Annotated in this window: 16 protein-coding genes; 8 read left to right on the plus strand and 8 right to left on the minus strand. The window is 68.2% G+C overall.

The features are described from left to right. Nucleotides 1-8 precede the first annotated feature (8 nt). From P1J78_RS14320 to P1J78_RS14330, 3 genes are all read left to right on the plus strand, one after another. Nucleotides 9-8,438: a glycoside hydrolase family 94 protein gene (locus tag P1J78_RS14320; RefSeq protein ID WP_275568057.1), complete on the plus strand. Its 8,430-nt coding sequence runs from the start codon at nucleotides 9-11 to the stop codon at nucleotides 8,436-8,438. Between the two features lie 201 nt (nucleotides 8,439-8,639). Then, the gene (locus tag P1J78_RS14325; RefSeq protein WP_114537104.1) at nucleotides 8,640-8,912 is read left to right on the plus strand and encodes a hypothetical protein; all 273 of its coding nucleotides are present in this window, start codon (nucleotides 8,640-8,642) and stop codon (nucleotides 8,910-8,912) included. A 95-nt stretch (nucleotides 8,913-9,007) separates the two neighbouring features. Next, complete coding sequence (locus P1J78_RS14330; protein WP_275568058.1) at nucleotides 9,008-9,580, plus strand: DUF3489 domain-containing protein; 573 nt, start codon at nucleotides 9,008-9,010, stop codon at nucleotides 9,578-9,580. Nucleotides 9,581-10,110: 530 nt separating this feature from the next. Here P1J78_RS14330 and P1J78_RS14335 read toward each other — a convergent pair. From P1J78_RS14335 to P1J78_RS14350, 4 genes are all read right to left on the minus strand, one after another. Then, nucleotides 10,111-10,320, minus strand: a complete 210-nt coding sequence (locus tag P1J78_RS14335; RefSeq protein ID WP_445260954.1) for a hypothetical protein — start codon at nucleotides 10,318-10,320, stop codon at nucleotides 10,111-10,113. Continuing rightward, nucleotides 10,317-10,844, minus strand: a complete 528-nt coding sequence (locus tag P1J78_RS14340) for a hypothetical protein (protein WP_275568059.1) — start codon at nucleotides 10,842-10,844, stop codon at nucleotides 10,317-10,319. Before P1J78_RS14340 ends, P1J78_RS14335 begins: the two co-directional genes overlap by 4 nt. Next, nucleotides 10,841-14,332: a toprim domain-containing protein gene (locus P1J78_RS14345; RefSeq protein WP_275568060.1), complete on the minus strand. Its 3,492-nt coding sequence runs from the start codon at nucleotides 14,330-14,332 to the stop codon at nucleotides 10,841-10,843. Before P1J78_RS14345 ends, P1J78_RS14340 begins: the two co-directional genes overlap by 4 nt. A gap of 490 nt (nucleotides 14,333-14,822) precedes the next feature. Further along, nucleotides 14,823-15,536, minus strand: a complete 714-nt coding sequence (locus P1J78_RS14350) for a hypothetical protein (protein ID WP_275568061.1) — start codon at nucleotides 15,534-15,536, stop codon at nucleotides 14,823-14,825. Between the two features lie 388 nt (nucleotides 15,537-15,924). On the opposite strand from P1J78_RS14350, the gene P1J78_RS14355 reads away from it, so the two are divergent. From P1J78_RS14355 to P1J78_RS14365, 3 genes are all read left to right on the plus strand, one after another. Beyond that, nucleotides 15,925-16,380, plus strand: a complete 456-nt coding sequence (locus P1J78_RS14355) for a DUF2924 domain-containing protein (protein ID WP_275568062.1) — start codon at nucleotides 15,925-15,927, stop codon at nucleotides 16,378-16,380. Beyond that, entirely contained in the window at nucleotides 16,377-17,702 is a 1,326-nt protein-coding gene (locus P1J78_RS14360) for a recombinase family protein (protein ID WP_275568063.1), read from the plus strand. Before P1J78_RS14355 ends, P1J78_RS14360 begins: the two co-directional genes overlap by 4 nt. Before the next feature lie 77 nt (nucleotides 17,703-17,779). Then, entirely contained in the window at nucleotides 17,780-18,091 is a 312-nt protein-coding gene (locus tag P1J78_RS14365; protein ID WP_445260955.1) for a ParB/RepB/Spo0J family partition protein, read from the plus strand. Here P1J78_RS14365 and P1J78_RS14370 read toward each other — a convergent pair. From P1J78_RS14370 to P1J78_RS14385, 4 genes are all read right to left on the minus strand, one after another. Next, entirely contained in the window at nucleotides 18,075-18,278 is a 204-nt protein-coding gene (locus P1J78_RS14370; protein WP_275568065.1) for a hypothetical protein, read from the minus strand. The genes P1J78_RS14365 and P1J78_RS14370 overlap by 17 nt on opposite strands. Before the next feature lie 163 nt (nucleotides 18,279-18,441). Further along, nucleotides 18,442-19,653, minus strand: coding sequence for an SAM-dependent methyltransferase (locus P1J78_RS14375; protein ID WP_275568066.1), 1,212 nt, complete (start codon nucleotides 19,651-19,653; stop codon nucleotides 18,442-18,444). A 191-nt stretch (nucleotides 19,654-19,844) separates the two neighbouring features. Continuing rightward, a complete protein-coding gene (locus tag P1J78_RS14380) occupies nucleotides 19,845-20,810 on the minus strand; it encodes a zinc-binding metallopeptidase family protein (RefSeq protein WP_275568067.1) in 966 nt (321 codons plus the stop codon). Between the two features lie 70 nt (nucleotides 20,811-20,880). Beyond that, nucleotides 20,881-21,114 (minus strand): hypothetical protein, encoded by a 234-nt coding sequence (locus tag P1J78_RS14385; protein WP_275568068.1) that lies wholly within the window; start codon nucleotides 21,112-21,114, stop codon nucleotides 20,881-20,883. A gap of 163 nt (nucleotides 21,115-21,277) precedes the next feature. Here P1J78_RS14385 and P1J78_RS14390 point away from each other — a divergent pair, with 163 nt between their 5' ends. Then, nucleotides 21,278-22,003 carry a Crp/Fnr family transcriptional regulator gene (locus P1J78_RS14390; protein WP_275568073.1) on the plus strand — a complete coding sequence of 242 codons (726 nt, stop codon included), beginning with the start codon at nucleotides 21,278-21,280 and terminating at the stop codon, nucleotides 22,001-22,003. Nucleotides 22,004-22,243: 240 nt separating this feature from the next. Further along, nucleotides 22,244-22,546: a hypothetical protein gene (locus P1J78_RS14395; RefSeq protein WP_275568069.1), complete on the plus strand. Its 303-nt coding sequence runs from the start codon at nucleotides 22,244-22,246 to the stop codon at nucleotides 22,544-22,546. Nucleotides 22,547-22,606: the final 60 nt, after the last annotated feature.

Below are 22,606 nucleotides of genomic sequence, written 5' to 3' on the forward strand. Positions count from 1 at the left end.
GGCGGACAATGATGCGCTTGACGCAGTACCTTGGCTGGGACGCGTCCGCCGGCGCGATACCCTGGAACGACGCGAGGCCGATCCGCGAGGAGTTGTTCGGGATCGAACGGCTGGAACAGCATGGGCGAAGCCTCGCCGCCGCCCACCGTGTCGTGACCCGGCCGCTGCGGGTGCCGTCGCTGCAGTCGCGCCTTTCGGACAACGCCGCAGCATTGCTGGCGACCTACCGCGCCAGCGCACGGGAAGTCAGTCAAGGCCGCAGCGAGGTGCCGGCGGCAGAGTGGTTGCTCGACAACTACCACCTCGTCGAGGCGCAGATCCGCGAGATTCGCGAGGATCTCTCTCCGGGCTACTACCGGCAGTTGCCGAAGCTCGCCGACGGGCCCTTTGCCGGTTATCCCCGGGTCTTCGACCTCTCCTGGGCCTTCGTCGCGCACAACGACAGCCAATTCGACCCCGAGACGCTGCGGCATTACCTCGTCGCCTACCAGTCGGTCGAACCGCTGACGATTGGCGAACTGTGGGCAGTGGCGATCACCCTCCGCATCGTCCTGGTCGAGAACCTGCGCCGTCTCGGGGACCAGATCACCGCGGAACGTCGGGAGCGAGCGTCGGCCGATGAGCTGGCCGACGATCTGCTGGCGCCCGGACGTGCGCACACCGCGCTGTTCACCGACATCGCCACCCGCCATCCGGGCGCCTTGTCCGAGCAGTTCGCGGCGCAACTGAGCAAGCGCCTGCGCGACCAGGACCCTAGGACAACTCCGGCGCTCGATTGGCTCGAGCAGCGGCTCGCACAGCAGGACGCCACTGTCGAGGATGTCGTGCGGCACGTGCAGGAGCGACAGGGCGCCGCGAATGTCAGCGTGCGCAACGTGATCACCAGCATGCGCCTCGTCTCCGAGACCGACTGGGCCGATCTCTTCGAAAGCGTCAGCCTGGTCCACGCGCGTCTCTGCGACGGAAGCGGCTATGCGGCGATGGATTTCCCGAGCCGCAACCTCTACCGCAGCGCCATCGAGGACCTATCCCGCGGGTCCTCGCTCAGCGAACTCGAGGTGACTGACCGCGTCCTCAGCCGGTGCCGCGACAAGGCGGACGGCCGTGACCGGACGACCGATCCGGGCTGGCACCTCCTTGCGAGGGGACGCCGCGCGTTCGAGGCGGAGATCAGCTTCCATCCCTCTCCGCGCCTCTGGGCCAGTCGCATCTCGCTCCGGCTCGGCATCGGCGGATACGTCGGCGCGATCATGGCGCTGACGTCCGTGCTCGTGGGACTGTCGCTCTGGGCGCTCTGGCTCCCGGGCCTCGGCGCCGGCTGGCTCACGCTCTGGGCGCTCTGTGCGCTGTGGCCGGCAAGCGAGGCGGCGACGGCGATCGTCGACAGGTTCGTAACCTGGAGCTTCGGCGCGAACACTCTGCCGGGGCTGGAGCTCAAGGACGGCATCCCACCGGAGCTGCGGACGCTGGTCGCGGTGCCGACGCTGCTGACGACCGAGGCCGCGCTCCGCGAGCAGGTCGAGCGGCTCGAGGTGCATCACCTCTCGGGCAGCGGCGGAGACATTAGCTTCGCGCTGTTGACCGACGGGCGCGACGCCGACACCGAGACCGTCGAAGGCGACGCTCAGCTTCTGGCGCTCGCGGCCGAGGAGATCGCGGCGCTGAACCGTCGCTATCCGCCCGAATCCGGTGGGGCGCGCTTCCGGCTTCTCCACCGGCGCAGGGAATTCAATCCCGGCGAAGGCGTCTGGATGGGGTGGGAGCGCAAGCGCGGCAAGCTGCACGCGCTCAACCGCCTGCTGCGCGGCGCAACCGACACGAGCTTCGTGACGGTGGCAGGTGTCGCGCCCGACGTGCCCGAGGGCGTGCGCTACGTCATCACGCTGGATGCCGACACCAGGCTGCCGCGCGATGCGGCGGCGCGGCTCGTGGGCAAGATGGCGCATCCGCTGAACCGGCCCGTCTTCGACAACGAGGCGGGGCGGGTCGTCGAAGGGTACGGCATCCTGCAGCCGCGCATAACGCCGGCCCTGCCGACGGGACAGGAGCGTTCGCTCTATCAGCGCACGGTTTCGGGTCCGGGCGGAATGGACCCCTACGCGGCGGCGGTCTCCGACGTCTACCAGGACCTCTTCGGCGAGGGCTCCTATACCGGCAAGGGCATCTACGACGTCGATGCGTTCGAGGCGTCGCTCGCGGGCCGCGTGCCCGAGAACGCGATGCTCAGTCACGATCTCTTCGAGGGGATCTTCGCCCGCGCCGGACTCGCGTCCGATGTCGAGCTCATCGAGGATTTCCCCTCGCGCTACGACGTCGCCGCCAAGCGCCAGCACCGCTGGACGCGCGGCGACTGGCAGCTGCTGCCGTGGCTCCTGCGGGGCCGGCTTCCGGCGATCGGCCGCGGCAAGATGCTGGATAATCTCCGACGGTCGCTCCTGGCACCGTTCGCGCTGGCGACGCTGGGGGTGACCTGGCTGCTACCGCTGCCGGCGGCGCTCACCGGGACCTTGCTGCTCCTCGCCGCGCTGCCGATCCCGCCGCTGCTCCCGCTCCTGTCGTCGATCCTGCCGCGTCGCGCCGGGCTCCGCGCCGTCGACCATCTTCGCACACTGGCGGGAGACCTGCGGCAGGCAGCGGCGCAGACGTTCTTCGCGATCGCCTTCCTGCCCGACCACGCTCGCCGGATGCTCGACGCCATCGTGCGCACGCTGGTGCGGCTCTACCGGACGCGCCGCAGGCTGCTCGAATGGACGACGGCCGCGCAATCCTCCGGCAGTCCCCGGCTGACCCTCGCGGGTTTCGCACGCGGCATGTCGGGTGGCGTCGCGCTGGGGCTGGGTGTGGCCGGCGCCGCAGTGGCGCTGGCTCCGGCGAACTGGCCGCTGATCCTCCCCTTCTCGCTTCTCTGGCTTGGCGCGCCGGCGGTTGCCCTTTGGGTGAGCCGCCCCCCGACTCCGGCGCGGAGGAGCGCGCTGACCGACCACGACGCCCGCGAGCTTCGCCTGATCGCGCGCCAGACCTGGCGCTACTTCGAGACCTTCGTCACGCCGGCGGAGAACTTCCTGCCGCCCGACAACCATCAGGAGGTGCCGCGGCCAGTCACCGCCACCCGCACCTCGCCAACGAACATCGGGCTCTACCTCCTGTCGGCGGTCGCCGCGCGCGACTTCGGCTGGGCCGGCACCGCCGAAACGATCGAGCGGCTGGAGGCGAGCCTCGCCACGATCCGCCGCCTGCCCAAGCTGCAAGGGCACCTCTACAACTGGTACGACACGCGTGACCTGCGGGTCCTCGAGCCCGCCTATGTTTCCTCGGTCGACAGCGGCAACCTCGCCGGGCACCTCGTCTCGCTCGCCAACGCATGCGAGGAATGGGCCCGGGCGCCGCAGATCGCCGACGCGCGCGTCGGCCTGCTCGACGGGGCCCGGCTGGCGCTCGGCGCGATTGGCGACCTGCCGCCGGCAAGGGCCGCCGAGGTCGGAAGACTCCTTGAGCCAATCGCGGAGAAGCTCGCCGGCGCGCAGCCGCTTGAGGAGATCTCGCCCGCTCTGCTCCGTATGGCGGACAAGGCAAGCACGGCGGCCGCGTCAGACCTCCGCCCGGAGAACTCCGAGCCCGATCTGAACTACTGGATCGGCGCGCTTCGGCGCGGGCTCATGGAGCACGACCGGGACCGCACCCTCTCCGACGCGGCGGAGCGTCTGACCGCCCTCGGGCAAGAGGCGCGCCGGATCGCGCTCGCGATGAACTTCGCGTTCCTGCTCGACCCGGATCGCAAGCTCCTTTCCATCGGCTACTCCGCAGCCGAGAACAGCCTCGACCCCAGTTGCTACGACCTGCTCGCCTCCGAGGCGCGACTGGCGAGCCTCTTCGCCATCGCCAAGGGCGATGCACCGACGCGGCACTGGTTTCGCCTCGGCCGGACCGCGACCCCGGTGGGCGCCGGAGCTGCCCTGGTCTCGTGGTCGGGATCGATGTTCGAGTACCTGATGCCGCTGCTCGTGATGGCCGAGCCGCCGCGCAGCCTGCTCGCCGAAAGCAACCGCCTCGTGGTGCGGCGGCAGCAGGCCTACGGCCGCTCGCTCGGGGTGCCATGGGGCGTGTCGGAATCGGCCTTCAACGCCCGGGATCTCGAGTTCACCTACCAATACTCGAACTTCGGCGTTCCAGGCCTCGGCCTGAAGCGCGGCCTTGCCGACGACGTGGTGATCGCGCCCTACGCGACGGCGCTCGCCGCGATGGTCGACCCGCACGGCGCCGCGCTGAACTACGAGCGGTTGGCCTCGATGGGGGCGCGCGGACGCTACGGCTTCTATGAGGCCCTGGACTTCACCGCCACGCGCCTGCCGGAGAGTGGCGAGGTCGCGATCGTGCGAAGCTTCATGGCCCACCACCAGGGGATGACGATCGTCGCGATCGCGAACGTCCTCCTCGATGGCCGGATGCAGGAGCGCTTCCACCGCGAGCCGATGATCAAGGCGAGCGAGCTTCTGTTGCAGGAACGTATGCCGCGGGATGTGCCCGCATCGCATCCGCGTGCCGAGGAGGTCCGGGCGACGCCGACCGACGCCGCCGCCGACGTCCAGGCTGTCCGACGGTACGAGGGTGGCTTGCCCGGGGTCCCTGTCACGCACCTGATGTCGAACGGCCGCTACTCGGTCATGCTGACTGCTGCGGGCGGCGGCTACAGCCGCTGGGGCAATCTCGCCGTCACCCGCTGGCGCGAGGACCCCACCCGCGACGACTGGGGCTCCTTCATCTACCTCAGGGACATGGCAAGCGGCGCGGTCTGGTCCCCGGGCCGGAACCCCGTCCCTCGTTCCGCCGACCGTGCCGAGGTGCAGTTCACCGAGGACCGCGCCGAGTTCACCCGCCTCGACGGCCGCCTGACCACGACCCTCGACGTCGTGGTCTCGGGGGAAGACGACGGCGAGGTGCGGCGCGTCTCGCTGGTCAATGGCGGCCGGACGCCACGCGAGATCGAGGTCACCTCCTATGCCGAGCTTGTGCTGGCCCCGCCCGCCTCGGACGCGGCGCATCCGGCCTTCTCCAAGCTCTTCGTCCAGACCGAGTACCTGCCCGAATACGGCGCGCTGATCGCCACGCGCCGCCCCCGCTCGCCCAGCGAGCCGCCGATCTGGGCCGCCCACTTCGCCGTCGTCGAAGGCGAGCCGCTGGGCGCGCAGGAACACGAGACGGACCGGGCCCGCTTCCTCGGGCGCGGGAATAGTCCGGCCACCGCCGCCGCAATCAACGCGCCTCTCTCCGGCACCGTCGGCACCGTCCTCGATCCGGTCTTCTCGCTCCGCCAGCGCCTGCGCGTGCCGCCGGGCCGCGCTGCGCGCGTCGCCTTCTGGACGGTGGTGGCGCCGACCCGCGACGCGCTCCTCGACCTTATCGACATGCACCACGACCGCAGCGCGTTCGAGCGGGCGCGGACGCTCGCCTGGACGCAGGCGCAGGTGCAGCTCCGCCATCTCGACATCAAGGCGCAGGAGGCGGCGGACTTCCAGCGCCTCGCTGCGGCCATTGTCTACACGGACGCACGCCTTCGAGCGCCGCCGTCCGCGATCCTCAAGGGCGGCGGCCCGCAGTCGGACCTCTGGCGGCATGGCATCTCCGGAGACCTGCCAATCGTGCTGCTGCGGATCGGCGACATCGGCGACATCGCGCAGGTGCGCCAGATCCTGCGGGCACACGAGTACTGGCGGATGAAGCGGCTCGCCGTCGACCTCGTCATCATCAACGAGCATCCGTCGTCGTACATCCAGGATCTGCAGACTGCGATCGAAACGGCGGTGCGCAGCAGCCAGTCGCGCCCGCGCTTCGGACGGGACCTCGCCGAAGGGGCGGCCCACGTTCTGAGGGCGGACACGATGCCTTCGGAGGCGCGGGCGATCCTCGCCGCGGTGGCGCGCGTGAACCTCTCCGCCGCGCGGGGCAGCATCGCCGAGCAGCTGGCCCTTTTCCCGGCCGTGCCGGCGACCCTGCTTCCCCCGCCCGCCCGCCGCGCGGCTGTCTCGCCGCCCGCGGCGTCCCTGCCGGAGCTGGAGTTCTTCAACGGAGTTGGTGGCTTCGCCAAGGACGGGCGGGAATACGTCACCATCCTCGACGGCGACGCGACGACGCCCGCCCCGTGGATCAACGTCATCGCCAATCCCGGCTTCGGCTTCCAGGTCTCGGCCGAGGGCAGCGGCTACACCTGGGCCGAGAACAGCCGCGAGAACCAGCTGACGCCGTGGTCGAACGACCCCGTGGCCGACCCTGCGGGCGAGGCGCTCTACGTTCGCGACGAGGCGACCGGCGATATCTGGACCGCCACCGCGCAGCCGATCCGCAACGGCGGCCGCTACATCGCCCGGCACGGCTTCGGCTACAGCCGGTTCGAGCACGAGGCGCACGGGATCGCGCTCGACCTCCTGCACTACGTTCCGCGAGCGGACCCGATCCGGATCTCGCGCCTGACGCTGCGCAACACCTCGGGCCGCGCCCGGCGCCTGTCGGTGACCGCCTACGCCGAGTGGGTGCTCGGCACGTCGCGCGGTGCGTCGGCCCCGCACATCGTCAGCGAGAGGGACAACGAGACCGGCGCGCTCATGGTCCGGAACCCCTGGAGCACCGCGTTTCCCGGCCGCGTCGCGTTCGCCGACCTGAACGGTTGCCAGTCCTCCTGGACGGCCGACCGCAGCGAGTTCCTGGGCCGCGGCGGCAGCCCCTCATCGCCCTCGGCGCTTGAGCTCGGCGCCCACCTTTCCGGCGGAACAGGCGCCGCGCTCGACCCCTGCGCTGCGCTTGCCCGCACGGTCGAGCTGGCCCCGGGCGAAAGTGCCGAGGTGGTGAGCTTCTTGGGCCAAGCCGGTTCGGCCGAAGGAGTGCGAGAACTCGTCCGGCGCTACCGCGCCGCCGACCTCGATGGCGTTCTCGCCGAGGTCGAGGCGCATTGGGCCCGGCTTCTGACCAAGGTGCAGGTCGAGACGCCGGACCGCGCGATGGACGTCATGCTGAATGGCTGGCTGCTCTACCAGACCATCGCCTGCCGCATCGAGGCGCGCGCGGCGTTCTACCAGGCCAGCGGCGCCTACGGGTTCCGCGACCAGTTGCAGGACAGCATGGCATTGAGCTTCGCGGCGCCGGAGACCGCGCGGGCGCAGTTGCTTCGCGCCGCCTCGCGGCAGTTCCTCGAGGGTGACGTCCAGCACTGGTGGCTGCCGCATTCCGGTCAGGGCGTGCGGACCCGCATCTCCGACGACCGCGTCTGGCTGGCCTATGCCGCCGCCGCCTACGTCCAGTCGTCGGGCGACGTGGCCGTGCTCGATGCCGAGGTGCCGTTCCTGGAGGGTCCGCAGGTGCCGCCGGACGCCCATGACGCGTTCTTCGTCCCGTCCGAGGCCGACGAGACGGCATCCCTCTTCGAGCACTGCGCCCGCGGGCTCGACCAGTGCCTCGGGCTGACCGGCGCGCACGGGCTACCGCTGATCGGAACCGGAGACTGGAACGACGGCATGAACCGCGTCGGCGAGCATGGCCAGGGCGAAAGCGTCTGGCTCGGATGGCTGCTCCTGCGCACCATCGCGCAGTTCGCGCCGCTGGCCGACATCCGCGATCCGGCGCGCGCCGCACGCTGGCGCGCGCATGGAAAACTGGTGCGGGAGGCGCTGGAGCGCGAGGCCTGGGATGGCGCCTGGTACCGCCGCGCGACCTTCGACGACGGCAGCTGGCTCGGCACCGGCACGGACGACGAATGCCGGATCGACTCCATCGCCCAGTCCTGGGCCGTCTTGTCCGGCGCCGCCGACCCCGGGCGTGCCGCTCTGGCGATGGCGTCCCTCGACCGCGAGTTGATACGGCGCGACACCGGGCTCGCGCTCCTCTTCACGCCGCCCTTCGACACGACGCCGCGCGATCCCGGCTACATCAAGGGGTACCCGCCGGGCCTGCGCGAAAACGGCGGACAATACAGCCACGCCGCCATGTGGGCGGTCCTCGCCTTCGCCGAGATGGGCGACGGCGACAAGGCGGCAGAGCTCTTCGCTCTCCTCAACCCGATCAACCACGCCCGAACGCCCGCCGAGGTCCGGCGCTACAAGGTCGAGCCCTACGTGGTCGCGGCCGACGTCTATTCCGTGCCACCCCACGCGGGACGTGGCGGCTGGACATGGTACACCGGCTCCGCCGCCTGGATGTACCGCGCAGGCATTGAAGGTATCCTCGGCCTCCGCCGCGAAGGAACGTCTCTCGTGATCACGCCCCGTTTGCCCAGTACATGGCCTGGCTTCAGCGTCACCATTGCCGTGGGCGCGGCCACGATTGCGGTCCAGATCATCCGCGGTGCCGAACCAGCTTCGGTACTGGATGGAGTGATCATCGCTGCAGGTGCTTCTGTCCGCGTGCCCCTCGACGGCCTCTCTCACGATGCGCGGATTGTCCTGTCAAAATAGGCCGCAGTTGCCTTCCACTCCTGCCTTCTGGATCGCGCCCCGCGACAGCCCGACATGCGCGGCGTACTGGCGCTCGCTCATGCCTTGCATCGACGGCTCCGATTATCATTCAGAATCATGTGCTTATTGAGTTGATAAGCGTCACGGACAGAGCGAACGTCCTGTCAGAAGGACGATGCAACTCACCACGGAGCCACCACGATGACCACGCGCCTGAACCCGATCACCACCCCGCGCCACGAACTCCGCGCCGAGAGGGCGCGCAGGAACAAGGAAGCCGCGCTCGCGGCCTTCATCGGCAAGAAGGCCGAGATCGACGAGATGCTCGCCCGCCTGCAGGCGCTCAGCGACGACCATTTCAACTGCGCCCCCGACGAGGCGGGCTGGGCGATGGTCGGCACCCTCGAACACTACGCCAGCCTCTTGAAGCGCATCACCGACAGCGCCTTCGGCGAGGGCGAACACGCCCGCTGATCTCCGGCAACGCCGGAACTCCCGCCGCGCGCCCAGCGCGGCTCGGGGTCGTAGAAGGCGCCGCATGTCGCGGGCCCAAATACGGAGACGACCCCATGACGAAGATTTCCGATACCCAAGCCATCATCCTCAGCGCCGCCGCACAGCGCGAGGACCGCATCGCCTTGCCGCTGCCCGAGAGCCTGCGCGGTGGGGCTGCCGCCAAGGTGGTCGGCGCGATGCTCGCCAAGGGCTTCCTGCAGGAGGTCGACGCGGACATGCTTAAGGGCGAGACCGTCTGGCGCGAGACCGGCGACGGCCACGGCGTCACGCTGGTCGCCACCGAAGCGGGCCTCACCGCCATCGGCATCGAGACCGAGGACGCGAAAACCGCGCCTGCGGGCGCGACGGACGCGGCGACCGAGGAGCCCGAGCCGGACACCCCCACCGAACCGAAGGCCGCGCCCAAGGCGCGCATACCGCGCGAGGGCACGAAGCAGGCCACGCTGATCGCCATGCTGCGCGCGCCGGACGGCGCGACCATCGAGGAGATCATGGCCGCGACGGGCTGGCAGTCGCACACGGTGCGCGGCGCGATGGCCGGGGCGCTGAAGAAGAAACTCGGGCTCGAGGTGACCTCGGAGAAGGTCGAGAACCGGGGGCGCGTGTACAAACTCCCCGCCGCCTGACGCACCGGACCCCGACAAGTTGATGGACGCCGTCCCTCCGGGGCGGCGGTCGATCATTTGGCGCTCCGCATCCGGATGGCATCGAAGATGCCGCCGCAAGGCAAAGGACATAAGCCCAGTTACGAATTTCACGCGGGTTACGGCGCGGATGACATCATAGGAGCGCCGTCAGAACCGGTTGTATCCGGAGCGGCAATCATGATCGGTGATTTACTTCACGGGGCGATCGGTCCCCTTGAGATGGATTCCATGGTGCTGGCTCCCACCGGAGTCCGGCTGGATTCCGGATGCGCCACGGAATCCACCACTTGAGCGCCTCGAACGCCAACAATCATTGGCCAGGTGGCATACGTTCTGGACTCCAATTTCCGGGGTGGCTTCCCAAAATTTCGGCCCTGTCGCTGGCGATAGTGCGCGCTGTGCCCTCCCGTATACACAATCGCCCAGAAGGAACCAGAAACTTCAACGGGTTAGCGGGTGGACCCCGTCTGGACCCCGGTGCGGAGTCCGGGGTCCAGTGGGGAATCCGGTTAGGGTTCCTGCGCGTCCGCCCTGCTTTGCCGCGGCCCATACAGCTTCTCGCCCAGCTGTCGGACCAGCTCCCGCTCTGGCCAGCTGAGGCGCTCATCGTCAATTGAGATGGCGAGCACGCCCTGATCGCGCCACCCGTCCCTTTTCACGCGGTCCGGGTCGCGGCGCTCGCCACCATAGCCCGGAGGATGCCAGCGCATCGTCTTCATCCGTGCCCCTCCTGCCGCTCTCTTTCCAACGCCGCACGGGCTTGCTGGGCTCGGCGACGGTCGCGGTCGTTATCGAGGTCGATCCGGCTCTCGCCGGTCTCGCGGCTGATATGGCAGCCCTTGCCGTGACGCGCCCAGGCGATGAAGGCGTTGTCGATCCTGCCGTGGAGCGCGATCAGGGAGCTCTGGTTGGCGACCGAGATGAGCGGTGCGAGATGGCGCGAGAGGAACGGCAGCCAGTCCGCGGGGTTTGGGACGATGACATGCTCGACGAAGGAGAGCGGCGTTTCGATCAGCACGAAGAAGCCGTGGATCTCGCTCGGCCAGAACCGGATCTCGAGCGCACCGCCCAGCAAGCCCTCCTCGGTCAGCAGCGTGTATTCGCAGTCGAGGACACGCTCGAGCGCGCGATGCCAGTCCACGCGTTCGGTTTCGCTAATGCGCACGGCCGCATGATACCAGTCGGGCAACTCCGTGTCGTGAAATCGCCCGGCGTCGTAGAGGCGCATCCTGTCAAAACTCATGCCTCGGTCTCCTCTTCTGGTTGGGGGTGGTGGGTGCGGCGCAGGGCGGCGGGCTTCGCGGCGTCTAGCCGCGCAGACAGCGCTTCGAGCGCAGCGCGGCGCGCGGCGAGCACGGCCTGCATGCTGGCGGTCAGGCGGGATGCGAGGGTGTCGAGGCGTGCCGCCGCGGCGGGATCGGGTGCGTCAGATCCGGAGCCCGCGATCGACCGCATCTCGAAGCTGGCGAGCGGCCCGAGGCGGTTGGTGAGCCAGGCTTCCGGATCGGGAATGCGGGAGAGATCGACGCGGGCGGTGCGGGCGCGATGACCGGGACCCTCCGGGCGATAGGTCACCTCTGCGGAGGAGTGTGACATTTGGCTATTATAGAGGTCTCTATAATAGCAGTTTGTCACACTCCTCGACCGATCCTGCCGCGCGGCGGCGGCCGTGGACCACAGCTCGGGGAAGCAGGCGGCCATGTCGGCGGCGTTCTCGATCTCGATGCCGGTCAGCGCCATCAGGTCGCGCCGGGTCGGGCGGAGGTCGGACCAGGGCACCAGCGCATCGACGGTGACCGGCAGGACCACGTCCGTGAGCAGGTCGATCTCGAGCGGCGTGGCGGCGGTGCGGTTGACGCCGCGCCCGCGCCCCATCGCCTGGATCAGCTCGCCCTCGCAGATGCACCAGCGCACGGCCTCGGCGATGGGATCGGCATGTTCCTCCATCGCGAGCGGCGCGGTCCGGTCGTCCGCGAGCCGGACACGGCGTTCGAGCATCGGATACCACCAGCCCGCGTCCTCCGGGTTCGGCGCGGGCACGCGGCCGGTCAGCGCCGTGGCAATCAGTTCAACGGTGCGCGGCGCGGGAAGCGTGCGGCCCAGCACCACCATGCCGCCGATCCCGCCCCAGCGGTCGAGCCCGCTCAGCGCGTTGAAATGCACCGCCTCAACCCGCGGCGGCAGCCCCGCGGACCTGAGCGCATCAATGGCGGTCTTCTGGCCCACCACCAGCAGATCGATTGCCTGGCCAGGGCGACGGCATTGGCGGGCCCGGAGGTCGATCCAGGCGCGGAGGTCGCGCAGCCGGGTCGCGGCGGCCTTGCGGTCGCGCTCGGGCGCATCGGCGGAGGGCGTCAGGGCGCGGGCCGAGGTCGGGCTGCCGGTGACTTGGCGGACGCGGACCTGCGGCTGGCGCGCGGCGACGGGCGCGCCGATATCGATCCGTGGCAGGTAGGTCTGCACGAGTTCCGGCCGCAGCGTCGCGTCGAGATGCAGGATCGGCGCCTGGGCCGCCCAGCCGGTCCGCATCGGGCTGCGCCAGCGCAGGCGGAGGGCGCGGACCGAACCGGCCTCGGTCATGTCGTGCACGAGCTCGGCGCCGGCGGCGTCGTGGCCGTTCTCCAGCGCCTCGGCGAGGATCAGCCAGAGCGTGGCGCAGCGCCCGGGCGGCGCCCATGGCTCGCCCGCGGGCGGCAGGACCGCCTCGATGCGCTTGCGTCGCTCGACGGGCGACATGCCGGGGCGGAGGCCCGCGTCGCGCATCCGGCGGCGTTCCAGCGTCGCAGCATGGCGGCAGTCCTCCGGGGTGAGACCGACGGCTTCCAGCAAGCCCACACGCAGCGGACCGGGCTCCGTGACCCGCAGCGCCTTGCAGAGCCGCTCCCGCGCGGCGACGAGGTCGGCGGTGGCGCTGACATCCATCTTCCCCTTGCCGGTGTAGCAGGTGAGCGAGGTCCGGCCGGGCTCCAGCCCGTCCTGCGTGAGCGTCGCCTTGCCGTCGAGACCGCGCAGGCCCGACTGCCAGAACGCCTCGTCGATGACGAGGAGCCCGACCTCGCCGATGGCCTGCGGCTTCATGTGGAAAAGGCTGTCATGGGCGCAGACGATGACCTGCGCCGCCTGCGCCAGCGGCTTCTGGCGCTGGTAGCCGCAGTCGTGGAACCAGGGGCAGAGCAGCAGTTCCGCGCCGTTCTTGACCTTGCAGCAGCTCTGTTCGACCGGATGCTCGATCTCGAGCGCGTCGAAGGTGGCCTCCGTGTCGAGGCACATGAGTTGGTCGGGATTGTCCGGCGTGGGATCGGACGCGGTGCGCCCCTTCCAGAGCATGGCGCTGAGGCCGAGCGCCTCGAAGGCCGCGACCTGCTCGGCCCCGAGATCGTGACGCGGCACGGCATAGACGACCTTGCGTGGCCCAAGCCCGCCCGCGGCGATCAGCTCGGCGATGGCGACGCGCGCGCTCGAGGTCTTGCCGAGGCCCACGTCGACCGGCAGGCCGAGAAGCGGAGGCAGCGCCGCCCGTGCAACGATGTTGAAATCCAGCGGATCGCGATTGGAGTCGGGGTTCTTGGCCTCCTCCTGCGCCGCCTCGACGGCGGCCCAGTAGTCCGGGATCGCGGTCATGAAGCGGGCGATGGCGTCGGCCAGGCAGGCGCGGGCCTCATCGGGCGTAAGGACCGGCGCGGGATAGGTCGGCGGTGGCGGCGGTATCCGGGCGGCACCAGCCACCAGCGCCGCAACGGCGTCCGGCCCCTCGGCGCAGAACAGGTCGTTGGCGTCGCCCGGGCTGCCCGGCGCGGCCAGACGGCCGTCGACCGCGAGAGCGACCTTGCGGGCCGCCTCGACACCGGGATTGCCATTGCGGTCGGGCTTCTCGTCGTTGTCGGCGACCAGGACGAGGTCGGCCGCCGGAAAGCGCGCCCGCAACGCCTCGGCCACCGGCATCAGGTTGCCCGCGTCCATCGCCGCGATCACGGTATGACCCGTGGCGATGTGCAGGCTCGCGCCGGTCGCCCAACCCTCGCAGATCAGGACGGGGCCGTTGGGCTCCCCGAGTGGCCCCGGCTCCGCGCCCACCACCGCGAAATGCCCCCGCTTTGCGCCGCCAGCGAGGAAGCGCTTGGCGCCGTCCGGCGCGATGGTCTCAACAGTGTGCAGGCGGCCGTCGCCGTCTTGCAGCGGCACGACGAGATGTCCGCGCGCGTCCATGCGCAAGCCGAGCGGCGCAACCTTCTTGGCAGTGAGATAGGAATGGTCATCCGGGGCTGGACGTGCGCTGGTCCAGATCCGCTTGGCGCGAGCTGCGGCTTCCTCTGCACGGGAGACGGCCGGGTCTGCATCGTCGTGAGGCGTCTGAGGCGCGGTTTCCGCGCCCGGCTGGGCCGGAGGTGAAACCGGCTTGTTCGTCGACAGGAACGATGGCGCCGGGTGCGTCCGGGTCGGCCGATGGCGTCGCCCGATGCCGATACGATCGGCCGTCCAGTCCAGCGCGTCGCCGCGGGAGAGACCGAGATCCCGGCCAACCAGATCGACGAAACCACCGCCGTCGCCCGTCTCATGGTCGAACCACATGCCCGCCTTGGCGCCGCCGATCACGACCGCGAGGCTGCCCTTGCGGCCCCAGCGCCATTCCTGGCCCGCCCGGAAGGTCGGCTTGCCCAGCAGCTCCACCGCCAGTTCCGGCACGCGCGCGCGCAGCTCCGCATCGAAGGCCCGCCAGTCCCGCGCGCTCATCGCCGCCCCCACGGGATGGGCGCATGCGCGCCGGTCGGCAAAGGAGCCGCGGCGGCATGGTGCGAGAGTTGGCGGAGACGGACGGACACGGGGGCTGCGGAACCGGTTGAAGGGCGTCGTTGCCCTCGGTTCTGCCGCGCATCAGACCGCCCTCGCGACGTCGGAACCGGTCCGCCCGGCCACAGGCCATCGCTCCGGAAAGGGGTGATCCCTTCCGCCAAGGCATTGAAATAACGTCAATTAATGGGTGGACCCCAACGGGCCCAACGACCCCTGTGGAGCGCCTTCAGCGGCCGCGGCCGATCAGAGGGGTGACCCCTCGTCCGCGCGAACGCAGTGAACGGTTCCGCCCTTCATCGAGACGCCCAGCGTCCGGGGGCCGCATTTGCAACAGGGGTATCGAGGGCAATGGTAACGGCACGGGCCAGAGCCAGCCGCCGCCATAATCGCGTTGTCCCCAACAACGCGCTTGCGGGCGCCTTCGCCGATCCTATCCGGTCTGGCGCAGATCGGGCCCCAGCACCCGCTTCGCGCCGCCGCGCTGTGCCGACGGCAGCCGGATCAGCGTGGCCATGGCGTCGGCCAGCTTGTTCGACACCGGCTCGCCCTCGATCTGCTGCTCGAGGAACCAGTCGACGAGGCAGTCCTTCTTGCCCTGGTCCTCGGCCGTGATCCCGAAATGTGCAATCGCGGTCTGCATCAACTCGAGATAGGGCGTGGTGTAAATCGCATCTGCCGCGTCCTGTGCAGGCCGCACCGGCTCCGGGATGTAATCCGGCCAGATCGCCTTCACGAGGAAACGCGCCACGCGGATGTCGATGAATTCCCAATCCCGCGCGGTCAGTCGCCCGAATGAACACTTGCCCTCGCGCCACTGCTCCGGGCGGATGCTGGTGTGGTAGCCCGAATGCAGACCGAAGCCGCTGCTGCTGCCGCCATTTCCCCAGCCATGCGTCCGCTCTTCGGTGTAACGGCCCTGCGCCAGAAGATCGCCGTCCCTCAGCGCGACGAGCAACTCGGTCTCCCCTTCCGCCTTCCAGGCCACAGCGGGATCCTGCGGCGGGTTCCAGGTCTGGTATTCCGGCACAGGCTTCGGCGGCAGCTTTGCCGCCTCCGTGGCGCGCCGTGCGACGGTCACATTCTGCACATGGGCCAGCGCCTCTGCATAACTCCATTGGGTACGGTCGAGCGTTTGCAGCGACATGGGCGGCCTCGTGAATCGATTGGGGACAGTTCGAACATAATGGGAACGCCCTGACCCCTCAACCCACCACGGTGTTGCAACACCTAAGGGGTTCACCCTTTCCGGCCGGGCACGGGGTGACCCGTTCCGAGGTCGCGGTCATCGGCGCAATCCGGCACCGATGGATCATGATGTTCGATCCCGGTCCCATTCGTCGCCCCAACCCGCTCGCCCCTTCGGCGATGACGCTCGCAGAGCGTCGCGCCGAGATGTGTGGTCTGCTGGCGCTCGGGCTAGTTCGGTTGCGGATGCGGGAGACGGGCGAAGTATCTGACGATACTGGAGAACGTTGCCTACACTATCCGCCCGACCAATGCCGTCATGCAACTCCAACGCACCGGAGAAATGCATGAACAAGCCCGATCGCATCCCCGCGCGCCTGGCCGCGCTCAAGACCACGCCGACGCCCGACCTGAAGAAACAGTGGCGCGACCTGTTCGACAGCGAGCCGCCGCCGTTCAACCGGCGCAATCTGGAGAGCCGCCTGGCCTATCGCATTCAGGAACTCGCCTATGGCGGACTGCAGCCGGAGACGATCCGGCGGCTTGAGCGGCTGGGCGAGGAACTGGACGGCGGCGACAGGAAGAAGCGCGGCATGCGCGCCAACCGCGACCGCCCGATCACCGGAACGCGGCTGCTGCGCGAGTGGCAGGGCGTCGAACAGGTCGTCACCGTCACCGCCGACGGCTTCGAATGGCAAGGGCGGCCGTACAAGTCGCTGTCCGCCATCGCGCGCGCGATCACCGGCACCCGCTGGAACGGATGGGTCTTCTTCGGGCTCAAGAACCACAGGGGGCGGACATGACGAAGCCGCCGGAAAAATCGAAGGTCGTCCGCAAGCTGCGTTGCGCGGTCTACACTCGCAAATCCTCCGAGGAAGGGCTGGAGCAAGAGTTCAACTCGCTCCACGCCCAGAGGGAGGCCTGCGAAGCCTACATCGCCAGCCAGCGCTCCGAGGGCTGGGTGCTTGTCCGCGATCAGTATGATGATGGCGGCATCTCCGGCGGCACGCTGGAACGGCCCGGCCTGAAGCGGCTGCTGGAGGACATCGAGGATGGGCTGGTCGATGTGGTGGTGGTCTACAAGATCGACCGCCTCAGCCGCTCGCTGGCGGACTTCGCCAAGCTGGTCGAGGTATTCGACCGCAACGGCGTGACCTTCGTGTCGGTCACGCAGTCGTTCAACACCACCACCTCCATGGGCCGGCTGACGCTGAACATCCTGCTGTCCTTCGCCCAGTTTGAACGCGAGGTGACCGCCGAACGCATCCGCGACAAGGTCGCGGCGAGCCGGAAGAAGGGCATGTGGATGGGCGGGGTGCCGCCGTACGGCTACCGCGTCGAGAACCGCAAGCTGGTAGTGGACGAAGAAGCCGGCAAGCATGTCCGCTGGATCTTCTCCCGCTTCCTCGAGATCGGCTCTGGAACGGAACTGGCCCGCGAGGTCGCGAAGCGCGGCATTCGCACGCCCCGCGGCAACCGGATCGACAAGAAGTACCTCTACCGGATGCTGAACAACCGCGCCTACGTCGGCGAGGCCGTCCACAAGGGCGATAGCTACCCCGGCGAGCACGACTCGATCATCGACCGTGAGACATGGGACCGGGTCCACGCCATCCTGCAGGAGAGCCCCCGTAAGCGGGCGATGCGCACCCGCGCTGCGACCCCGGCGCTGCTTAAGGGCCTGTTGTACGGACCCGACGGCGCGGCCTTCTCGCCGACCCACACGCGCAAGGGCGGCAGGCTCTACCGCTACTACGTCAGCCAGACGGTGCTGAAACACGGCGCCGGATCATGCCTGGTCGGCCGCGTACCCGCAGGCGAGATAGAGGCCACTGTCATCGACCAGCTGCGCGCCGTGTTCCGCCAGCCGGAGATCGTGGCGGGTACGTGGAAGGCGGCGCGCGCCCACGCCGACGACATCACCGAATCCGAGGCCCGCGCGGCCCTGCAGCAGCTCGATCCACTGTGGGACGAACTGTTCCCCGCCGAGCAGGCGCGCATCGTGGCGTTGCTGGTCGAGCGCGTGGACATCGGCACGGAGGGCCTGAACGTCCGCCTCCGCGTCGATGGCCTTGGCGGCCTTGCGCGCGAAATGCTGGCTGGAGATATGGGGGCAGCGGCATGACGCGGGGCGCACCGATCCCGGAGACTGTGACGCTCCACATCCCTTACCGTGTCGTGAAGCGCGGTGGCCGGAAGGAGATGCAGCTGCCGGAGGGAGCCGTGCTGCCACGGCGGGCTGATAACACGCTGGTCAAAGCGCTGGCGCGCGCGTTCCGTTGGAAGCGGATGCTGGAGTCGGGTGAGTTCGCTACCATCGCCGAACTGGCCGAGCGCGAGGGGATCGCACCGTCCTACATGACCCGGGTCCTCCGGCTCACGCTGCTCGCGCCGGACATCGTTGAGGTGATCGTAGCCGGCGCGCAGGGACCGGAGGTGACGCTGGCGAGCGTGCTCGAGCCGTTTCCGTTAGAGTGGGCAGCCCAGCCGGAGCAATTCAGGCAGAATGGCTAAAGCGGCCGTTCGTGATCGGCACGGCGAACTGGTGCTCCGAGCCCTGGTTGACCACGGCGTGCCAAGCCGACTTCGCGCGTGCCGCGAGGAACTCGCTATCGCTGCCGGCCCGTAGCCGCCGTTCATCGGCGGCAGCATGCGGCGGCGCAGCTTCCCGGAAGCGGCCTTTCGTGCCGGTGTGCAGCATGATCCGATCTACGAAGACCGGCAGTGCGAGTTTTGCCACCGTTCCTTGCGCGCCCAGGAAGACCGACGTCTGCGCATCGTCAGGTCGAACCGCTCCATAGATTCCGGAGTGCGCCGGGCAGGATCTTGTGCAAACACGGGCTTCAGCAGCCGCTGTCGTCGGGCTACATGTCGGCCTTCTCCAGGTTTCGCTCCACGTCGGTCATGTAATCTCGTGTTATCGGGACGGCGTCGATGCGCCGGGCGATTTGCATCTGGAAAACGATGTTCGTGCGCTGCCGAAATCCGATTTCGCTCAGCACAAGATAAAACTCCCACATGCGGAAAAAGCGTGCGTCATACTGCGTGATGACATCGGCCGACCGCGCTGTGAAACGCTCGCGCCAACGGCGCAGCGTCTCGGCATAATGCAAGCGCAGAATTTCGAGATCCGTGACGAAGAGGCCGTTGGGTTCGGCCGCGCCGAAGACTTCGGACATCGACGGAAGATCCGCCCCGGGGAAAACATACTTCCGTATGAACGGATTGATCGGCCCCGGTGCATCGGCGTAGCCGATCGAGTGGACAAGGGCGATGCCGTCTTCGGTCAGAAGCGCGCGAAGGCGGGCGAAGAACTCCGGGTAATTCTTCTTTCCCACATGCTCGAACATTCCGACCGAAACGATCCGGTCGAAGTGCCCCTCAATCTCACGGTAGTCTTGGAGTTCGAAACGAACGCGCTCGCTGGCCGGGGAGTCGGCCGCTCTGCGCAGGCTATAGCTGTGCTGCTCCTTGCTTAGCGTGACACCGGTGACCTCGGCGCCGAACGTCTCTGCCAGATACAATGCCATGCCGCCCCAGCCCGACCCGATGTCGAGCACGCGCAGCCCCGGCCGATCCAGGCACAGCTTCGCGGCGATGTGCCGTTTCTTGTTTTCCTGAGCGGCATCGAGCGTTTCGTCCATGCTCTTGAAGTAGGCACAGGAATACTGCCGATCCTGGTCCAGGAAGATGTCGTAGAACTCGGGCGAAAGGTCATAGTGATGTGCCACGTTGCGCTGCGCCCGGCCCATCGGGTTGGACTGCTTCAGTCCCCTGCGGAGCCGTTTGAGGAAGACCAGCCAAGGGTGCTGTCCCCCAGGACCGAAGTTTCGGGCCACAACGTCCAGAAAGTCGTAGAGGCTGCCGTCCTCGATCACCAAGCGGCCGTCCATGTAGGCCTCGCCGACCGAAAGCGCCGGGTTAACGACCATCGTGTACTCGCTCAGCTTGGAGGTCAGACGCAGTGTTGCCTTGGGGGCTGAACCATCTCCAATATGGTGAGCTTCGCCGGACGCGTCGATCACGCAGAGACTGCCGTCGCGAACAATGGATCCGAGCATTGCCACGAACGCCATGAAGACCTCCTGGAGCCTGCCGGGCAGCGCATCCGCGCAGTGACGCGGCCAACGTTCCCCATTGCAGGCGCAGTTTGGCTTCTCACGCAACGGGGTCAAGTGCCCTTGGGTCGAGCGAGCGGACCTGGTTTCCTGCAGTCACGCCACAACTTGGGTGCCGCCATTGCCGCAGCACCAACAAATGTCGCCATTCACCGCGCTTGGGCACCCCTCCGCAGCCAACCATGAACGAACGCCAGCTTTTGGCGCGCGACATCCGAAAGAACGAAGGGATAGATGTCGGGCAGTCCCATCGAGCGGTTGACGTGATTGATCCCCATGACGAGCGAGATCGCGACGCGGATCAGGTGGTCTGCGTCCGGTTCGGCATAAGCGTCCCAGCCGGCAACCGGAAGGCCCGGCGCGGAATGCCCGGCGGCGGACAGGCTGTCGCAGATGTCGGCCAGGTGCAGGAGGTGTGCGGCCGTTTCGGCCCAGTCCTCGTGCGGATGCGCCGAGGCGTAGGTGGTCACGAAGCGCGCCCGCCAGTCGGGCGGAGGGCCGTTGCTGTAATGGCGCCGCAACGCAGCCGGGTAATCCTCACGTTCGTCGCCGAACACCGCGCGGAACGCCTCGAGGAAATCGGCGCGCAGGCTGAGACGCCACCAGAGCATGTGCGCGATCTCGTGGCGCATATGTCCGATCATGGTGCGATAGGGTTCCTGCAGTGCTTCGCGCCGTGTCATTCGCAGAACCGGGTCGGCCTCGGCTACGCTGATGGTCACCACGCCGTTCGCGTGCCCCATGGCGACCGGCGTCGGGCCTTCCGCCAGCATGTTGAAGACGGGTCGCGTTCCGGGGTCTTCGGGCCGGAACCAGTGCCACCGGCCGAGATTGTCGAGCACCCAGCGCTTCGCGGCTTCGGTCTGAGCCCAATTCGGCATGGCATTGGGGATGGACGTGTCGGGCGCCAGCGCCGTCATCGCGCAGGATCGGCAGAAGGCGCCCGGCTGAGGCGCGATCCAGTTGCACCCGATGGTCTCGCGGTTCGCGCAGAACGGCGGGATCGCGACGAACGCGCGTGCCTGCGGATCGTAGCCGACAGGGTTTCCGTCCGCGGTGGCGAGGTTGTCGAACCAGAGTGATCCGGCCCCCACCGGGTTTGAAAAGATGCGCATGCAAGGCAAGCTCCGCGGTAATGATTTCGAGGGACAACGTTTGCCGACGCAATTCGATGCGGCGCGCTTTTCAGGGCCGACGCACCGAATTGCCGCCGGCGATGATTCCGTTGATGAGCTGCGCCACGGCCGTGTGCAGGTCGTCGTCCGAGCCTGTCGAGGCGTGTCCGTGCGCGTCGGCCGCGTCCCGGAGGATGCCGACGATCTCCTTTTCTGGTAAGATTTTATGATCGTTGAGCGCGAGAAGCAGCGATTCGCAGATGCTCAGTGCAGCGGTGCCGGCGATGTCGTGTTGCGCGGTCATTATGGTTCGCCTTCAATCCGGAATTTGAAAATCCGGCTGGGGCTGCCGGAAAGAAGTGACCATAGGCCCTTTGGGGCGGGACGGACTGATGCACAGCAGCCCGATACGCAGAAATTCCGGCTATCCGCGGACGGATATCTTTCTCCAGAGAGCACCAGACGCGATGCATCAAAGCGCCCTGAGCCTGAAACTCTCCACCTTTGTCAGCCTGTCGGAAACCGACCTCGCGACGCTTGCGCGCTTCTTAATCCGGCGGCGGAACTTCACTGTCGGATACGAACTGACCCACGAAGGACAGGTCAACGCCTCGGCCTTCGTGCTCGCCGAGGGGTGGGCCTTTTCGTACAAGACGACACCGGACGGCGATCGGCAGATCGTCGACTTCCAGGTGCCCGGCGATTTCCTCGGCCTGCGCAGCATTCTCTTCCGCACATCCGACCACAACGTCGAGGCCCTTACCCGCATCGAGGCGACCGAGGTTCTCGCCTCGGACCTGTTCGATGCCTTCGCCGACGCACCGCGGCTGGCCACCGCCGTCCTGTGGGCAGCGTCGCGCGACGAGGCCATGGTCGTCGAACATCTGGTGAATCTTGGGCGGCGCACGGCCGAGGAGCGTACCGCGCATCTATTGCTTGAACTGGGAGCGCGCCTGAAACTCGTGGGACTGGCCGACGATGCCGGGTTCGACTGCCCGCTTACGCAGTATCACCTTGCCGATGCGCTGGGTCTCAGCGCCGTGCACGTCAACCGTGTCCTGCGGCACCTGCGCGAGCAGAAGCTCATGACCTTCCAGAAGGGACGCGTCGTCTTCGACGACTTCGCCAGGCTTACGGACCTCGCGGGCTTCGACACCTCGTACCTGGATCAGGACGGTCCGCTCTTGCGGTAACTCGCGTGCAGGACGGCGCTTCCGGCGCAGCCTCCGGGCGTTCTTCCGGCAACAATAGTCATCACGACTGATGTGGATCAGCCGGGACCGAGCTCGGTTGGGGCATGATCGCCAGACGGTCCCCGACTCAGTCGCGCGGTTCGAGCGCGCTGCCCCACAGGATCACCACACTTCTGCCGGAGCGCTGCGCTCTGCTGAGGCGCCGCGCAGGCGAGTCGGGCAAGACACAAAGGAGTTGCCATGGACTGCCGAGTCACGAGCGTCCACAGCCCCATCAAGGTCTGTACCGTCGACGACGCCCGCGCGCGTCGCTCACTGGTGGCGAACACGACGAACGACCCGCGCAATGGGATCGAGCAGCACTTGGCCGCGCTGCGCGCCTTCGCGCTCGTTCTCGCCAGTAACCGCGGGTTTGCAGACGACATCGTTTCGCTGACCGTGATCGAGGCATGGGCCGGAATCAAAGCCGCCGACACCGGATCGGGCTTGCGGGCCCGCCTGTTCCGGATGGAGCTATGCCCGAATTTGGGTGACGCTGCCTGATCACGCGGCGCGGGTTTTGGTGTCGCCCTGGGCGACGCCGTCGGTGAATGTGACACCCTC

It is taken from the genome of Psychromarinibacter sediminicola (assembly GCF_029168335.1).
GTDB lineage: Bacteria > Pseudomonadota > Alphaproteobacteria > Rhodobacterales > Rhodobacteraceae > Psychromarinibacter > Psychromarinibacter sediminicola.

Coding starts and splice junctions, on each gene's coding strand:
- P1J78_RS14335 (WP_445260954.1), bottom strand. CDS start 10,320: ATGAAGACGATGCGCTGGCATCCTCCGGGCTATGGTGGCGAGCGCCGC.
- P1J78_RS14390 (WP_275568073.1), top strand. CDS start 21,278: ATGCATCAAAGCGCCCTGAGCCTGAAACTCTCCACCTTTGTCAGCCTG.
- P1J78_RS14345 (WP_275568060.1), bottom strand. CDS start 14,332: ATGAGCGCGCGGGACTGGCGGGCCTTCGATGCGGAGCTGCGCGCGCGC.
- P1J78_RS14330 (WP_275568058.1), top strand. CDS start 9,008: ATGACGAAGATTTCCGATACCCAAGCCATCATCCTCAGCGCCGCCGCA.
- P1J78_RS14365 (WP_445260955.1), top strand. CDS start 17,780: ATGCAGCTGCCGGAGGGAGCCGTGCTGCCACGGCGGGCTGATAACACG.
- P1J78_RS14395 (WP_275568069.1), top strand. CDS start 22,244: ATGGACTGCCGAGTCACGAGCGTCCACAGCCCCATCAAGGTCTGTACC.
- P1J78_RS14320 (WP_275568057.1), top strand. CDS start 9: ATGATGCGCTTGACGCAGTACCTTGGCTGGGACGCGTCCGCCGGCGCG.
- P1J78_RS14380 (WP_275568067.1), bottom strand. CDS start 20,810: ATGCGCATCTTTTCAAACCCGGTGGGGGCCGGATCACTCTGGTTCGAC.
- P1J78_RS14350 (WP_275568061.1), bottom strand. CDS start 15,536: ATGTCGCTGCAAACGCTCGACCGTACCCAATGGAGTTATGCAGAGGCG.
- P1J78_RS14385 (WP_275568068.1), bottom strand. CDS start 21,114: ATGACCGCGCAACACGACATCGCCGGCACCGCTGCACTGAGCATCTGC.
- P1J78_RS14360 (WP_275568063.1), top strand. CDS start 16,377: ATGACGAAGCCGCCGGAAAAATCGAAGGTCGTCCGCAAGCTGCGTTGC.
- P1J78_RS14325 (WP_114537104.1), top strand. CDS start 8,640: ATGACCACGCGCCTGAACCCGATCACCACCCCGCGCCACGAACTCCGC.
- P1J78_RS14375 (WP_275568066.1), bottom strand. CDS start 19,653: ATGGCGTTCGTGGCAATGCTCGGATCCATTGTTCGCGACGGCAGTCTC.
- P1J78_RS14355 (WP_275568062.1), top strand. CDS start 15,925: ATGAACAAGCCCGATCGCATCCCCGCGCGCCTGGCCGCGCTCAAGACC.
- P1J78_RS14340 (WP_275568059.1), bottom strand. CDS start 10,844: ATGAGTTTTGACAGGATGCGCCTCTACGACGCCGGGCGATTTCACGAC.
- P1J78_RS14370 (WP_275568065.1), bottom strand. CDS start 18,278: ATGCTGCACACCGGCACGAAAGGCCGCTTCCGGGAAGCTGCGCCGCCG.